The sequence below is a fragment of the Microbacterium paraoxydans genome (assembly GCF_018224615.1).
Taxonomy (GTDB): domain Bacteria; phylum Actinomycetota; class Actinomycetes; order Actinomycetales; family Microbacteriaceae; genus Microbacterium; species Microbacterium paraoxydans_B.
On sequence record NZ_JAGTUK010000003.1, the window covers coordinates 416,665 to 431,861 of the forward strand.

The window sequence follows — 15,197 nt, forward strand, 5'->3', positions numbered from 1 at the left end:
CAAGGACATCCGGGACCCCTATGAACACTGCGGAAATCGCGCAGCGCTACCTCTCCTACTTCGAGAAGAACGACCACCTCATCGTCCCCTCGGCCTCCCTCGTCAGCGACGACCCTTCGCTGCTGTTCACGGTCGCCGGCATGGTCCCGATGATCCCGTACCTGACGGGTGTCGTCCCCGCTCCGCATCCGCGCATCGCTGATCTGCAGAAGTGCATCCGCACCAACGACATCGAGGAGGTGGGCCGGACGGCTCGTCACGGCACCTTCTTCCAGATGCTCGGCAACTGGTCCTTCGGCGACTACTTCAAGGAAGGCGCGATCCGCTACGCCTGGGAGCTGCTCACGAGCTCGGAGGCCGACGGAGGGCTCGGGTTCGACGAGAAGGACCTGTGGGTCACGGTCTACGAGACCGATGACGAGGCCGAGGCGATCTGGCGCGACATCATCGGCCTGAAGCCGGAGCGCATCCAGCGCCTCGGTCGTGCCGACAACTACTGGAACACCGGCCAGCCGGGACCGGGCGGACCGGACTCGGAGATCTTCTTCGACCGCGGCCCCGCCTACGGCAAGGACGGTGGCCCGGCGGTCGACGACGGGCGGTTCCTGGAGATCTGGAACCTCGTGTTCATGCAGGACTTCCTCGAGAACATCCGCAGCAAGACGGAGTTCGACATCGTCGGCGAGCTCCCGATGAAGAACATCGACACCGGCATGGGGCTGGAGCGCGTCGCGTTCCTCAAGCAGGGTGTCGAGAACATGTACGAGATCGACCAGGTGCGTCCGGTACTCGATCGTGCCGTCGAGCTGTCCGGTCGTCGTTACGGTGCGGCGCACGAGGACGACGTGCGCTTCCGCGTGATCGCCGATCACGTGCGCTCCTCGCTCATGCTGCTCTCCGACGGCGTGCGCCCGTCGAACGAGGGCCGCGGCTACATCCTCCGTCGCCTGATGCGTCGGACGGTGCGGGCGATGCGGCTGCTGGGTGTCGACGAGCCGGCGTTCCCCGAGCTGTTCTCGGCATCGCGGGACGCGATGAAGTCGGCGTATCCGGAGCTGGAGCGCGACTGGTCGGTGCTGTCCTCTGCTGCTTTCGCGGAGGAGGAGACGTTCCGGCGCACGCTCGCGCAGGGGTCCACCATCCTCGACCTCGCCGTTGACGATGCGAAGAAGCGCGGCGAGAAGACGCTGAGCGGTTCCGAGGCCTTCTTGCTCCACGACACCTACGGCTTCCCGATCGACCTCACTCTGGAGGTGGCCGAAGAGGCGGGGCTCAACGTGGACCGCGCGGCCTTCGACGCTCTCATGCAGGAGCAGCGTCAGCGCGCCAAGGACGATGCCCGCAACCGTAAGCGACAGCTCGCCGATGTCTCCGTGTACCGCGAGCTGCGTTCGCTGGGCGAGACCGGATTCGATGGCTACACGGCGCTGGAGGTCGAGTCGCGCGTGCTCGGGATCCTTGTGGACGGGGTTTCCGTGCGCAGCGCCGCGGAAGGGCAGATCGCGGAGGTCGTGCTCGCCGAGACGACCCTCTACGCGGAGTCCGGCGGACAGGTGGCCGACAAGGGAACGATCGTGGGCCCTGGCTACGAGCTCGAGGTTCTCGACGTGCAGCGACCTGTTCCCGGCCTGATCAGCCACACGGTCGAGGTGACCCGGGGGAGTGTCGCGGTCGACGACGCCGCGACGACCATCGTGGACGCCGCCAACCGTCGCGCTGCGCGGCAGGCGCACTCCGCCACGCACCTCGTCCACGCCGCGCTGCGGGACACGCTCGGCCCCACGGCCACGCAGTCCGGCTCGCTCAATCGCGCAGGCTACATGCGCTTCGACTTCGCCTGGTCTCAGGCCCTGTCGGCGGACACGCGATCGGAGATCGAGGAGATCACCAACCGCGCCGTGCAGGACGCCCTGGAAGTCACGACGCGCATCGTGACCCTCGACGAGGCCAAGGAAGCCGGGGCCATGGCCCTGTTCGGCGAGAAGTACGGCGACGTGGTGCGCATGGTCGACATCGGCGGCCCGTGGTCGCGCGAGCTGTGCGCGGGCACGCACGTGTCGTCGAGCGCGGAGATCGGCCTCGTCAGCGTCGTCGGCGAGTCGTCTGTCGGCGCGTCGAACCGTCGTATCGAGGCTCTGGTGGGTGCCGATGCGTTCCGGGAGCTGGCGGCGGAGCGGGCGCTGGTGTCGCAGCTCACCGCGTCCCTCAAGACGCCGCGCGAGCAGTTGCCCGAGCGCATCGCCGATCTCGCCGCGAGCCTCAAGGCCGCGGAGAAGCGCATCGCCCAGTTCGAGGCCAAGGAGCGTGCCGGACAGATCCCTGCGATCGCGGAGGCCGCGGCGCGCGTCGGTGCGTTCCGTCTGGCCGCGCAGTCGCTCGGCGAGGTGGCCTCGGCGGACGACGTCCGCGACCTGGTGAACGGCGTTCGCGAGCGTCTGGGGTCCGAACCGGCCGTCGTGGCGCTCGGCGCGGTGGTCAACGGCCGGCCGGTCGTCGTCGTCGCGACCAACGACGCCGCTCGTGCCGAGGGTGCGAAGGCAGGAGCGCTCGCGAAGCGCGCGGCCGGGGTGCTCGGCGGTGGCGGTGGCGGACGGGATGACCTGGCTCAGGGCGGCGGTACCGACAGTGCCGCGCTGCCGACCGCGCTGGAGGCCGTCTCGCAGGAGCTTCGCGGCGCGTGACCGGGTTCCGTCGCGGGGTGCGGCTGGGCGTCGACGTGGGGCGGGCCAGGGTGGGTGTGGCACGGTGCGATCCGGACGGCATGCTGGCGGTGCCCGTGGAAACCGTGCCGCGCGATGACGCCTCGATCGCCCGGCTCGTGGCGATCGCCGGCGAGTACGACCCTCTGGAGTTCGTGGTCGGTCTTCCGGTCAACCTCCAGGGGGCGGACACCCCGTCGACGGTGGATGCGCGTGAGTTCGCGGCGGCGCTGCAGCGGGAGAGCGGTGTGCCCGTGCGGTTGATCGACGAGCGCCTGAGCACGGTGTCGGCACACGCGGCATTGCGGATTTCCGGGCGTTCACAGAAGAACTCTCGTAGCATTGTGGATCAGGTCGCCGCGGTGGTTCTGCTGCAGCAGGCGATCGATACGGAGAAGAGCACCGGAAACCCGGCCGGTGCGCCGGTCCCCGTCGATGAGGAGCCCGCCTGATCATGTCCGAACGCGAGAGCGCGTCGTCCCCGCACGACACCGACGCTCGGTTGGGTGACCTTTTCGAGAACCTACCGGCGCCGGCGCCCCAGGTACCCGTCGCGGACACCAGCGCGCCGGTGCCCGGATCGCGCCGCGCCGCCCGTGAGGCAGCCCGGCGCGCGGCACGTCAGCAGCACGCCGGCGAGCACGGGCTCGAGACCACCGACTCGCCCGCGCCATCGGCCACCTCGGGGGAAGCCCCCGCGCCGGCCGCTGCGTCCGCGTCGCAGGCCGGACGGCCGCCGTCGGATGCCACGACTGCGACGGAGCCGGCCCGGGCGCCCGAGACCACCGCCGTCCCCGTGCCCCGATCCTCTCGCGACACCTCGGTCGAGGAGCACGGCGACGCGACTCGTCCTCTCCCGCGCGTGTCGGCGCCCGCGGGCGCTGCCACCGCGTCCGAGGCGCCGACCGTCGGCGGCGGCCTCGATGACCTGTTCGTCTCGGGCGACGACGAGCATCACGGTCCCCGCGCACCGAAGAAGAAGCGCCGCAAGGGATGCCTGATCGCGCTCATCGTGATCCTCGCCATCATCGGCGGCATCGTCGCGGGCGGCGTGTGGGCGTGGAACACCTACGGCGACCGCATCAGCGACGCGATGGGCTGGGGCGACTCGAAGGACTGGGAGCCCGGTCTCGCCAACGGCGAGGTCTACGTCACGATCAAGTCGGGCGACACCGGACAGCCGGTGTCGGCCGCGCTCCACGATGCGGGTGTGACCAAGACCGCCGACGTGTTCTACGACTACCTCATCGACGAGGGCATCGCCGTGACGTTCTACCCCGGCGTCTACCGTCTGCAGAAGAAGATGACGGCGGAGGCCGCGCTGGCCGCACTGCAGGACGAGAAGAACAAGCTCGAGAACACCGTCTCGGTGGCGGAGGGCGGAACGATCACATCGTCCCTTCCAGCCATGGCCGAAACCCTCGGACTCCCGCTCTCGGACTTCGAGGCCGCGGTGGCGGACCCGGCGGTCTACGGTGTGCAGGCGCAGAGCCTGGAGGGATGGCTGTTCCCGGCTGTGTACACGTTCGATCCCGGCGTCACCGCCACGCAGGTGATCCAGCAGATGGTCGATCGCACTAGGGAGGCGCTCGATGCGGCGGGCGTGCCCGCTGATGACGCCCAGCGGGTGCTGACGATCGCGTCGATCATTCAGCGCGAAGGACGCACGGACGATTTCCCCAAGGTGTCGCGTGTCATCGAGAACCGTCTGGCGATCGACATGAAGCTCCAGATGGACTCGACGGCGCAGTACGGCTACGGCTCCCTGCACGAGGGGGTCGTGTCGAGCTCGGCGGAGGCGCTCGAGGACCCGAACCCGTGGAACACGTATGTGAACACGGGTCTCCCGGTCACGCCGATCGCGAGCCCGAGCGAGGCGGCGATCAAGGCGGCCATGCAGCCGGCGGACGGCCCGTGGCTCTACTTCGTGACGGTCAACCTCGCGACCGGAGAGACGCAGTTCTCCGAGACTCTCGCCGAGCACGAGCAGGGTGTGGAGAAGTGGCGCGAGTGGTGCAAGGCAAACCCCGACGGTGGCTGCTGACGACGTGACGGGGGCCCGACTCGCGGTGTGGGGCGACCCGATCGCGCACTCCCAATCGCCCGCGCTGCACGCCGCCGCGTACCGCGTGCTCGGGCTGGACTGGCACTACGACCGCAGACGGGTGGCGGCGGACGAGTTCGAGGGAGCCGTACGCGGGCTCGACAGCTCCTGGCGCGGACTCTCGCTCACCATGCCCCTGAAGGAGGTCGCGCACCGGTTCGCCGCGACGCACGACCCGCACGCGCAGTCGACGGGCGCGGTCAACACCCTGCTTCTCGGCGCGCGGCCCGCCGGCTTCAACACCGACGTGGGTGGCATCGTCGACGCGCTGGCCGAGGCGGGGATCACGTCCGCGCGGACGGCCCGCATCCTCGGGGCGGGCGCCACGGCCTCCTCGGCACTCGTCGCCCTGGCCGAGCTCGGCGTGGCGCGCGTCGAGGTACGGGCGCGGCGTCCCGAACGCGCGGCAGGGCTGCGGGCGCTGGGGGACGACCGGCTCGGTGTCGGTGTGGCGGTGCAGCCGTTGGCGAGCGCCGAGGTGGCAGAGACCCCTCGCGCGGTGGACGTCACCGTCGCCACGCTGCCGTCCGGAACGATACTGCCGCCCGAGGTGGCGGAACCCCTGGCCGCGCGGGGCGGCGCGCTGTTCGACGCCGCCTATGCACCCTGGCCCTCCGCGCTCGCATCGGTCTGGGGGACCGGCACGGTGGTGTCCGGGCTCGGGATGCTGCTGCACCAGGCCGTGCGGCAGATCCGGATCTTCCACCACGGCGATCCGCTCGCGCCGCTTCCCGACGAGCCGGAGGTGCTCGCCGCCATGCGCGAAGCACTCTGACGCGCGGGACGACATGCGGCGTGACGGACGCCAAACGCATGGGAGACTGGAGCAATGCTCCGCGTGCTCACGGCCGGCGAATCGCACGGCCCAGAACTCATCGCCGTCATGGAGGGATTGCCTTCCGGCGTCCCGGTGTCGTCCGAGGCCATCCAGGCCGACCTCGCTCGCCGCAAGCTGGGCTATGGCCGCGGTTCGCGCATGAAGTTCGAGCAGGATGAGCTCACCATCTCCGGCGGCGTCCGGCACGGCAAGACGCTCGGCAGCCCGATCGCGCTACGCATCGGAAACACGGAGTGGCCGAAGTGGATCGAGGTCATGAACCCCGAGCCGGTCGAGCTGACCGACCGTTCGCGCGGACGCGGCGCGCCGCTCACGCGTCCGCGACCCGGTCACGCCGACCTGGTGGGTATGCAGAAGTACGACTTCGACGAAGCCCGTCCGATCCTCGAGCGGGCGAGCGCTAGGGAGACGGCGGCACGCGTCGCACTCGGCGCGATCGCCCGCTCCTTCCTCTCCGAGCTGGGCATCCGGCTCGTGAGTCACACGCTGTCGATCGGCCCTGTGCGCGTGCCGGAGGGGGCCCCGCTGCCCACGCCCGACGACGTGGAGGCGCTCGACGCCGATCCGCTGCGCTGCTTCGATCCCGCGACGTCCGCGCTCATGGTCGCCGAGGTCGACGACGCCAAGAAGGACGGCGACACTTTGGGGGGCATCGTCGAGGTGCTGGCCTACGGACTGCCGCCGGGGCTCGGATCGCACGTGCACTGGGACCGTCGGCTCGACGCGCGCCTGGCGCAGGCGCTCATGAGCATCCAGGCCATCAAGGGTGTCGAGGTGGGCGACGGCTTCGAGACCACGCGGCGCCGCGGTTCCGCCGCGCACGATGAGCTCTTCGCGACCGACGCCGGCATCACGCGTGGCTCCGACCGCGCGGGCGGCACGGAGGGCGGAATGTCCACGGGCACGGTGCTGCGGGTCAGGGCGGGCATGAAGCCGATCGCGACGGTGCCCCACGCGCTGCGCACGATCGATGTGGCCACGGGTGACGACGCGACCGCCCACCACCAGCGTTCCGACGTGTGCGCCGTCCCCGCCGCCGGCGTCGTCGCCGAGGCGATGGTGGCGATCGAGCTGGCGCGCGCAGTGCTGGAGAAGTTCGGCGGCGACAGCATTCGCGAGACTCGACGCAACCTGACCGGGTACCTCGAGGGAATTCCGGCGGAGCTGCGCACGGCACCCGCGTCCGAGGCGGCGCTCATCGCGCATGACGAACGCGCCTGAGCCGCTGTCGCTGGTGCTCGTCGGGCCGATGGCGTCCGGCAAGACCAGTGTCGGCAGACGGGTCGCCCGCCGTCTCGGGGTGCCGTTCATCGACACCGACAAGCGGATCGTCGCGGAGCACGGCCCCATCCCCGCGATCTTCGCGGAGCACGGCGAGCCGCACTTCCGTGAGCTGGAGCGTGCGGCCGTCGCTCATGCATTGCGCGAAGGGGGCGTGATCTCCCTGGGCGGCGGTGCCGTGACCGACGCGGAGACGCGGCACCTGCTGCGCAGCCAGCCGGTGGTGTTCCTGACGGTGAGTGAGGAAGCGGTGGCCGATCGGCTTCGCGGCGGCACGAGGCCGCTGCTCGCGGGTGACGATCCCGTGGAGCGGTGGAAGCGGATCTTCGCGGAACGGCGCGGGTGGTACGAGGAAGTGGCGTCAGCGTCTTTCGACACCTCCCGGCGGCCGATGCAGCGCATCGCGGACGAGATCGTGGCATGGAGGAGAGAACAGGGATGAGCACGACGACCATCAGTGTGACGGGGACCGACGCGTACGACATCACGATCGGGCGCGGGGTCCTCGACAGCGTCTCGGCAGCCCTGGCTCCCGGTGTGCGGAAGGTGCTCGTGGTGCATCCGCCCACGCTCGCGAACCGCGCGGCCGAGTTGCGCGATCGTCTGCTCGCGGACACGACCGACGGTCCGCGCGAGGTGCTGCTGGCAGAGATCCCGGATGCCGAGCAGGGCAAGCGGATCGAGGTGGCGGCCTTCTGCTGGCAGATCATGGGGCAGGCGGACTTCACCCGCACCGACGCGGTCGTTGGCTACGGCGGCGGGGCGGTCACCGACCTCGCGGGATTCGTGGCGGCGACGTGGCTCCGGGGCGTGCAGGTCGTGCAGGTGCCGACCACGGTCCTCGGTCTCGTGGATGCCGCGGTGGGCGGCAAGACCGGGGTCAACACGGCCGAGGGGAAGAACCTCGTCGGCGCGTTCTGGGCGCCGCGCGCGGTGATCGGCGACCTCGCCGAGCTGAGCAGCCTGAGCCCGAACGAGGCGACGGCCGGATTCGCGGAGGTTGTGAAGGCCGGCTTCATCTGGGCGCCGGAGATCCTCGACATCATCGAGGCCGATCCTGTGCGTGCGGTCGACACCACCACGGAGGAGTTCCGTCGGGCCGTGGAGCTCGCGATCGCCATGAAGGCCGAGGTCGTGTCGGACGACTTCCGTGAGTCGGGTCTCCGCGAGATCCTCAACTACGGACACACCCTCGGTCACGCGATCGAGCACGCCGAGCGCTACCGCTGGCGGCACGGTGCGGCGATCTCGGTCGGCATGCTGTACGCCGCCGAGTTGTCGCGGTTGGCCGGGCGGCTGTCGGATGCGGCGGCCGAGCGGCACCGGACGATCCTGGAGTCGTTGGGCCTTCCGACGACCTACCGCGCCGGGGCGTGGCCGCAGCTGCTGGCGACGATGCAGCGCGACAAGAAGAGTCGCGGGGGAATGCTCCGGTTCATCCTGCTCGACGACATCGCCAAGCCCACGGTGCTCCAGGCGCCGGACGAGTCGCTGCTGTTCGCCGCGTATCAGGAGGTGGGGGCGTGAGCTTCCGCGTGCGGCGCGTCGAGGCGCACGAGTGGCCCCGGGTGAAGGCGCTCCGGCTGCGGGCGCTGGCGGACCCGGCCGCTCCGATCGCTTTTCTCGACACGGTGGAGCACGCGAACGGTCAGCCGGACCGCTTCTGGGAGGAGCGCGCCGCGAACGCTGCCGCGCCGTCGGCGGTGGCGCAGTTCGTCGCCGTGACGGACGCGGGGGAGTGGGCGGGGACCGCGACCGTCCTGCCGCATCGCGAACATGCGGACGCCGGGCTGGTCGTCGGTGTCTACGTCGCAGACGAGCACCGGGGCACGGGCATGATCGACGCGCTGCTGGACGGAGCGGCCGAGTGGGCGCGCGGGCAGGGTCTCTCCGCTCTCGTGCTGGAGGTGCACGTCGACAACGATCGCGCACAGGCGGTGTACGCGCGGTCGGGCTTCGCGCGGTCCGGGGAGATCGAGACGGCGGGGTTCGGTCGCGAGTGGGTCATGCGCCGTGAACTCGCCCGATCGGGGAGTGCGGACGCATGACGTCCACGCGCCGACTGCTGCTCGTCAACGGTCCGAACCTCAACCTCCTCGGGACGCGGGAGCCCGACATCTACGGCACCGCGACCCTCGCGGACGTCGAGCGGATCACGGCAGAGGCTGCGGCCGCCTCCGGGTTCGACGTGCGGGCGCTGCAGAGCAATCACGAGGGTGTGCTGATCGACGCGATCCATGCGGCACGGGCGGACTGCGCCGGGGTGATCATCAACCCGGGCGGTCTCACGCACACGTCCGTCGTGCTGCGCGATGCGCTCACGGGGGTGGGCCTGCCGTTCGCGGAGGTGCACATCTCGGACGTGTATGCCCGCGAGGAGTTCCGCCACCACTCGTACCTGCATGACGTGGCGGCGGTGCGGGTGATCGGCCGGGGCGTGGACGGCTACGCCGATGCGGTGCGGGAGCTGACCGCGCTGCTGTGAGCCGGGGGCCCGCCGATCATCCCGTAGAATCGACTGTCGGCCGACTCCGGCCCCACGGACTCACGAACGGAACCTTCAGCGCATGGCATCCACCGCAGACATCAAGAACGGCGTCGTCCTCAGCATCGACGGGCAGCTCTGGAGCGTCATCGAGTTCCAGCACGTGAAGCCCGGCAAGGGTGGCGCGTTCGTCCGCACCAAGCTGAAGAACGTCGTGTCCGGCAAGGTCGTCGACCGCACGTACAACGCCGGCGCGAAGATCGAGATCGAGAACGTCGACCGCCGCGACTACACCTACCTGTACACCGACGGCGACGGCTTCGTCTTCATGGACCAGACCGACTTCGACCAGATCACGCTTCCGGCCGCGACGGTCGGCGACGCGAAGAACTTCCTGCTCGAGAACCAGCAGGTCACGATCGCGCTCAACAACGGCAACCCGCTCTACATCGACCTCCCGGCGTCGGTCATCCTCGAGGTCACCTACACCGAGCCCGGCCTGCAGGGCGACCGCTCGTCGGCCGGTACCAAGCCCGCGACCCTCGAGACCGGCTACGAGATCCAGGTGCCGCTGTTCCTGGAGACCGGCACGAAGGTCAAGGTCGACACCCGCACGGGTGAGTACCTCGGCCGCGAGAAGTAAGGCGTGAGCGCCCGTACGAAGGCGCGCAAGCGCGCTCTCGACATCCTCTTCTCCGCCGACGTCCGCGGCGACGATGTGGCGATCGCCCTTGCCGCCGAAGCCAAGCGCGCGGCCAACGAGCCCGCTCGCGAGGCCTCCTGGCTGTATGCCAGGGAGATCGTCGACGGCATCATCGATCAGCGTGACGAGATCGACGAGCAGATCACCACGCACAGCCGTGACTGGAAGCTGGAGCGGATGCCGGCTGTCGACCGCGCGCTGCTCCGCATCGGCGTGTGGGAGATCCTGTACAACGACGAGGTTCCCACCGCTGTCGCGATCGACGAGGCCGTGGAGCTCGCGAAGGAGTTCTCGACCGACGATTCCGGCGCGTTCGTGCACGGCGTGCTCGCGCGGGTGGCTCGCGCCGCCTGAGGCGCACACGGCGCGTCGCCGGTGTCCGTGGCGTCGGAGAGGATCGGGGTATGACCCTTGCCTCCGGTGCCGCGCGCCACGATGGTGGTGCCACGTCGGACTGGAGGTCGATCCTCGGTGCGGCGGCCTCTGCTGAACCGCGCACGGCGCTGGCGCTGGGTGTCGAAGTGCGGGTGCGCGATTCGCGCGGCGCGAATCCGTGGGCCGCGCGACCGCAGCGCACCGCGACGCCGCGCGATGTGGCGAAGGGGACGGGCGAGCTGTTGCTGGGCATCCGTCCTCTGGAGCGCAGTGCGGCGACCGGAGCATGGGTCCTGGGCGCCGTTACGTGGGACGCGGTGCGCCGCGCCCCGGACGAGTACGGGCGGGAGCGATCGCGGTGGTTCGCCGACCTGCTGAGCATCGCCAGGGACAGCCTGCTGTCGGGCACCGCAGGAGACTGGCTCGTCGCCGACCTGATCGATTCCGGCTTGCTGTGGGGGCATCTCCGGGCCGCGGGTGCGCTCGGTATCCCGCTGGTCGCCTCGCAGAAGTCCACGACGGTGGTGATTGCGGAGTCCGCGTCGGTGGAGGCGACGGTCGCGCGCACCGAGGGTGGAGCACTGGTCGTGCGCCCCGCCATCACGTTCGACGGCCGCGCCATCGATCCCGGGGCGGTGCGTCCGATCGGTCGCTCCGGCCTCTATGCGATCGAGCAGTCCGGCGCGCAGTTGCAGGTGACGCTCGCGGAGGTCGCGGTGCCAGAGCCGCTGCGTCCGATTCTTCTCGCTCCGGACGGTCTCACGGTCGCGGCAGGCGAGGCCGGGGCGTTCCTCCGCGACGCGTACCCGGTTCTCGCGCGACGGGTGCCGACGCGCGGACTCGGCCGCCTCAAGCTCCCGGAACTTCCTGCTCCGGAGCCCGTGCTGCGACTGTCGTTCCGCCGCGGAGACACGGTGGCGTTCGCGTTCGAGTGGGAGTACCGCGGGTTCGGTCGCGTGCCGTTCGCCCCGGGCCCGCAGGCTGTGCGCGACGCGCGGGCGGAGAGCGTCGTGCGGCAGGAGCTCGTGACCCGGTGGGCCGCGCTCGTGGGCGAGCCGTTCGCCGACGAGGGTTCCTTCCACGATGTCGAGGCGGCGGAGTTCGTCACCCGGATCGTGCCCGCGCTGGAGGGGGACGGTGTCTCGGTGGTCGTCGACGGCCGCCGCAAGACCTACCGTGAGCTGACGGGCGAGCCGGAGATCACGGTGAGCACGGTCGAATCGACCGACCCCGACTGGTTCGACCTGGGCGTGCTGGTGCGCATCGACGGCCGCACGATCCCGTTCGAGCCGCTGTTCACGGCGCTGAGCACGGGGCGGAAGAAGCTCCTGCTCGTCGACGGTTCCTATTTCTCCCTGAACCATCCGGCGCTCGATCGGCTGCGAGAGCTCATCGACGAGGCGGGCGACCTCGACGAGTGGGAGACCGGGCCGCGCATCAGCCGCCACCAGGTCGACCTCTGGGAGGAGTTCGAGGATCTCGCGGACGAGGCGCTGCCGGCGGTCAGTTGGCGTGCGACGGCGGAGGCACTGCGCAGCACGGCGTCGGTTCCCGCTGTCCCTGTGCCCACCGGGATCCGCGCGCAGCTGCGTCCGTATCAGCAGCAGGGTCTGGACTGGCTGGCGTTCCTGTGGGGTCACCGTCTGGGCGGGATCCTCGCGGATGACATGGGACTGGGCAAGACCCTGCAGCTGCTCGCACTGATCGCGCACACGCGCGACGCGGGAGAGCATCGCCCCTTCCTGGTGGTGGTCCCGACCTCGGTGCTGCCGACCTGGCTCAGCGAGGCGGAGCGGTTCACGCCGGGTCTCCGGATCAAGACCAGGGCCTCCTCCGCGGGGCCGGCGTTGCGAGAGGCGGCCGCGAGCGCCGACGTCGTGGTCACGACTTATGCGATCGCACGGATCGACGCCGCGGCCTTCGCCGCGGTGTCGTGGGCCGGACTGATCCTGGATGAAGCGCAGTTCGTGAAGAATCCGGCCACCAAGCTGCACCGCGCCATTGCCACTTTTCCCGCCGACGTGACGTTCGCCGTGACCGGTACCCCGCTCGAGAACAGCCTCAGCGAGTTGTGGGCGCTGTTGAAGCTCACGGCGCCGGGACTGTTCGCGTCGGCGCGGAAGTTCCGCGAGCAGTACATCCAGCCGATCGAGCAGGGCAAAGTCCCCGAGAACGCCGAGGGCGGTGAGTACCGCGCGCGGCGCCTGGCCCGGCTCCGTCGCCGCATCCGTCCGCTGCTGTTGCGACGTACGAAGGAGCTGGTCGCGGCGGAGCTGCCCGCCAAGCAGGAGCAGGTGCTCGAGGTCGAGCTGAGCGCGGCGCACCGTTCGCTGTACGAGACCGTGCTGCAGCGCGAGCGCCAGAAGGTGCTCGGATTGCTCGACGATCTCGACCGTCAGCGCTTCATCGTGTTCCGGTCGCTCACCCTCCTTCGCATGCTCAGTCTCGCGCCGGCGCTGATCGACCAGGCCGACGCTCGCATCGGGTCGCGCAAGCTCGACGTCCTGCTCGAACGTGTCGTCGAACTGCAGGCCGAGGGGCATCGCGCCCTCGTGTTCAGCCAGTTCACGTCGTTCCTCGACCTGGCCGCGGAGCGCCTGGCCGCGGCGGGCATCCCTTATGCTCACCTCGACGGCAGCACGCAGCGGCGCGACACGGTGATCGACGGTTTCCGCGCGGGGGAGCAGCCGGTGTTCCTGATCAGCCTCAAGGCAGGCGGGTTCGGGCTCACCCTCACGGAGGCCGACTACGTCTTCCTCCTCGATCCGTGGTGGAACCCGGCCGCGGAGGCGCAGGCCGTCGATCGCACCCACCGCATCGGTCAGCAGAGCCAGGTGTTCGTGTACCGGATGATCGCGACGGGCACGATCGAGGAGAAGGTGCTCGCCCTGCAGCGGCGGAAGGCGCGACTGTTCACCGCCGTGCTCGACGACGACGCGCTGTTCGCCCAGTCGCTCACCGCCGACGACATCCGCGGCCTGTTCGAGGCGTGATCCATTTCTCCGGCCCGTCCGGCCGGTCGTACAGGGACCCCTCGGTACAATCGAACGGTTCATCTTCGAGAGGAATGCAATGCGGATCACGGGACTCGGCCACGCCGGGATGTTCATCGAGACGGTCGGCGGGAACATCATCTGCGACCCCGTCCTCGGCCCCTCGTTCTTCGGCTCGTGGTTCCCGTTCCCCGACAACCGCGGCCTCGACTGGGAGCGTTTCGGACGCGAGGCCGACTTCCTGTACATCTCGCACCGGCACCGCGATCACTTCGACCCGGCTCTGCTGGAGCGGTACATCCGCAAGGACATCGAGGTGCTGCTGCCCGAGTACCCGATCGACGACCTGGAGCAGGACATCCGGGCGCTGGGCTACACGAACATCACGTATGCACCCGCCGGGGAGGTCATCCAGCGCGGTGACCTCAAGCTGATGATCACGCCGCTGCGTGCACCGAGCGATGGCCCGATCGGCGACTCGTCGTTGAGTGTCGACGACGGCACCGGATCGATGCTCAACCAGAACGACTCGCACCCGCTCGACCTCGAGAAGCTGCTGCACTTCGGCAAGCCCGATGCGTACTTCACCCAGGTGTCCGGGGCCATCTGGTGGCCCATGGTCTACGACCTGCCGCTCGACGCGAAGCAGAACTTCGCCCGGCTCAAGCGCGAGGCGCAGAACAAGCGCGCGATGTACTACATCGACAAGGTCGACGCTCCGCACGTGTTCCCGATGGCCGGTCCGCCGATGTTCCTGCGCGACGATCTGTTCGACTTCAACGGCATGGGCCGCAACGGCGAGTCGATCTTCACGGACCAGAAGCAGTTCCTGGCGCACATGAAGGAGCTGTCGCCGCAGTACGACGGCCAGCTGTTCATCCCGGGCACCGTCGTCACGATCGACGGCGGTGAGGTGACGACCGAGCAGTCGCTCTACACGGAGGCGGAGATCGCGCACATCTTCGACGAGAAGTGGGAGTACCTCGAAGAGCAGCGCGCGTCGCGGCAGCAGGAGATCCGCGACGAGGAGGCCTCCCGTGCGGAGATCATCCCGCCGGCGGAGATGCTCGAGGCGATCAAGGCGTGGTGGGAGCCGCTGCTGAAGAAGTCCCGCACGATCCGTCTCGGCGTGGGTGGCCACGTGCGGTTCCGCATCGGCGAGCTCGACATGGTGGTGGACTTCCCGCGCGCCAAGGTGCGCGAGTACGCCGGTGAGGAGTGCGTCTACTGGTACACGATCCCTGCCGACCTCGTCTCGACCAACATCCGTGATCACGAGATCGACTGGTCGAACTCGATCTTCCTGTCGATGCAGTTCTCCGTGGGCCGCAGCGGCAAGTTCAACGAGTTCCTCACCACGTTCCTCAAGTGCCTGTCGGTGGACCGCATCGAGTACGTCGAGAACTGGTACCAGGAGCAGACCGACCAGACGGAGGATGCGGAGGTCGGCGACTGGGTGGTGCAGCGCCGTTGCCCGCACCTGCGCGCCGATCTGACGCGGACGGGATCGGTCGATGAGGACGGCGTCCTGACGTGCAGCATGCACGACTGGAAGTGGGACCTGAAGACCGGCCGATGCCTCTCCACGAGCGGCCACCCGATCCGCGCCCGCAAGATCGACGACGTCACCGACGCCGTGCTCCAGGAGGCGAGCTGAGCCGGAGCGGCGGCCCGCTCCGATAGACTGACGTCGCAAGCAACCTTTAACACCGTCCTGTG

13 protein-coding genes are annotated in these 15,197 nt (G+C 69.6%); all 13 read left to right on the forward strand.

Translation table 11 applies throughout. The features are described 5' to 3' along the window. Positions 1-20: 20 nt before the first annotated feature. A complete protein-coding gene (alaS, locus tag KE274_RS12185) occupies positions 21-2,681 on the forward strand; it encodes an alanine--tRNA ligase (RefSeq protein WP_211544110.1) in 2,661 nt (886 codons plus the stop codon). Continuing rightward, positions 2,678-3,151, forward strand: coding sequence for a Holliday junction resolvase RuvX (gene ruvX / locus KE274_RS12190; protein ID WP_211544111.1), 474 nt, complete (start codon positions 2,678-2,680; stop codon positions 3,149-3,151). The genes alaS and ruvX overlap by 4 nt, the downstream gene beginning before the upstream one ends. Before the next feature lie 344 nt (positions 3,152-3,495). Continuing rightward, on the forward strand, positions 3,496-4,743 hold the full coding sequence (gene mltG / locus KE274_RS12195; RefSeq protein WP_307872204.1) for an endolytic transglycosylase MltG: 1,248 nt from the start codon (positions 3,496-3,498) through the stop codon (positions 4,741-4,743). After that, on the forward strand, positions 4,733-5,578 hold the full coding sequence (locus tag KE274_RS12200; protein ID WP_307872205.1) for a shikimate dehydrogenase family protein: 846 nt from the start codon (positions 4,733-4,735) through the stop codon (positions 5,576-5,578). Before mltG ends, KE274_RS12200 begins: the two co-directional genes overlap by 11 nt. Before the next feature lie 54 nt (positions 5,579-5,632). Further along, positions 5,633-6,862, forward strand: a complete 1,230-nt coding sequence (gene aroC, locus KE274_RS12205) for a chorismate synthase (RefSeq protein WP_211544115.1) — start codon at positions 5,633-5,635, stop codon at positions 6,860-6,862. Beyond that, on the forward strand, positions 6,846-7,364 hold the full coding sequence (locus KE274_RS12210; protein WP_211544116.1) for a shikimate kinase: 519 nt from the start codon (positions 6,846-6,848) through the stop codon (positions 7,362-7,364). The genes aroC and KE274_RS12210 overlap by 17 nt, the downstream gene beginning before the upstream one ends. Then, the gene (aroB, locus tag KE274_RS12215; RefSeq protein ID WP_211544117.1) at positions 7,361-8,449 is read left to right on the forward strand and encodes a 3-dehydroquinate synthase; all 1,089 of its coding nucleotides are present in this window, start codon (positions 7,361-7,363) and stop codon (positions 8,447-8,449) included. Before KE274_RS12210 ends, aroB begins: the two co-directional genes overlap by 4 nt. Further along, positions 8,446-8,970, forward strand: coding sequence for a GNAT family N-acetyltransferase (locus KE274_RS12220; protein ID WP_211544118.1), 525 nt, complete (start codon positions 8,446-8,448; stop codon positions 8,968-8,970). The genes aroB and KE274_RS12220 overlap by 4 nt, the downstream gene beginning before the upstream one ends. Further along, on the forward strand, positions 8,967-9,407 hold the full coding sequence (locus KE274_RS12225; RefSeq protein ID WP_211544119.1) for a type II 3-dehydroquinate dehydratase: 441 nt from the start codon (positions 8,967-8,969) through the stop codon (positions 9,405-9,407). Before KE274_RS12220 ends, KE274_RS12225 begins: the two co-directional genes overlap by 4 nt. Before the next feature lie 82 nt (positions 9,408-9,489). Beyond that, a complete protein-coding gene (gene efp / locus KE274_RS12230; RefSeq protein ID WP_211544120.1) occupies positions 9,490-10,050 on the forward strand; it encodes an elongation factor P in 561 nt (186 codons plus the stop codon). Between the two features lie 3 nt (positions 10,051-10,053). Further along, positions 10,054-10,464: a transcription antitermination factor NusB gene (gene nusB, locus KE274_RS12235; RefSeq protein ID WP_211544121.1), complete on the forward strand. Its 411-nt coding sequence runs from the start codon at positions 10,054-10,056 to the stop codon at positions 10,462-10,464. A gap of 50 nt (positions 10,465-10,514) precedes the next feature. Next, positions 10,515-13,478 (forward strand): DEAD/DEAH box helicase, encoded by a 2,964-nt coding sequence (locus tag KE274_RS12240; protein ID WP_211544122.1) that lies wholly within the window; start codon positions 10,515-10,517, stop codon positions 13,476-13,478. A 79-nt stretch (positions 13,479-13,557) separates the two neighbouring features. Next, entirely contained in the window at positions 13,558-15,135 is a 1,578-nt protein-coding gene (locus KE274_RS12245; protein WP_211544124.1) for a Rieske 2Fe-2S domain-containing protein, read from the forward strand. Positions 15,136-15,197 lie beyond the last annotated feature (62 nt).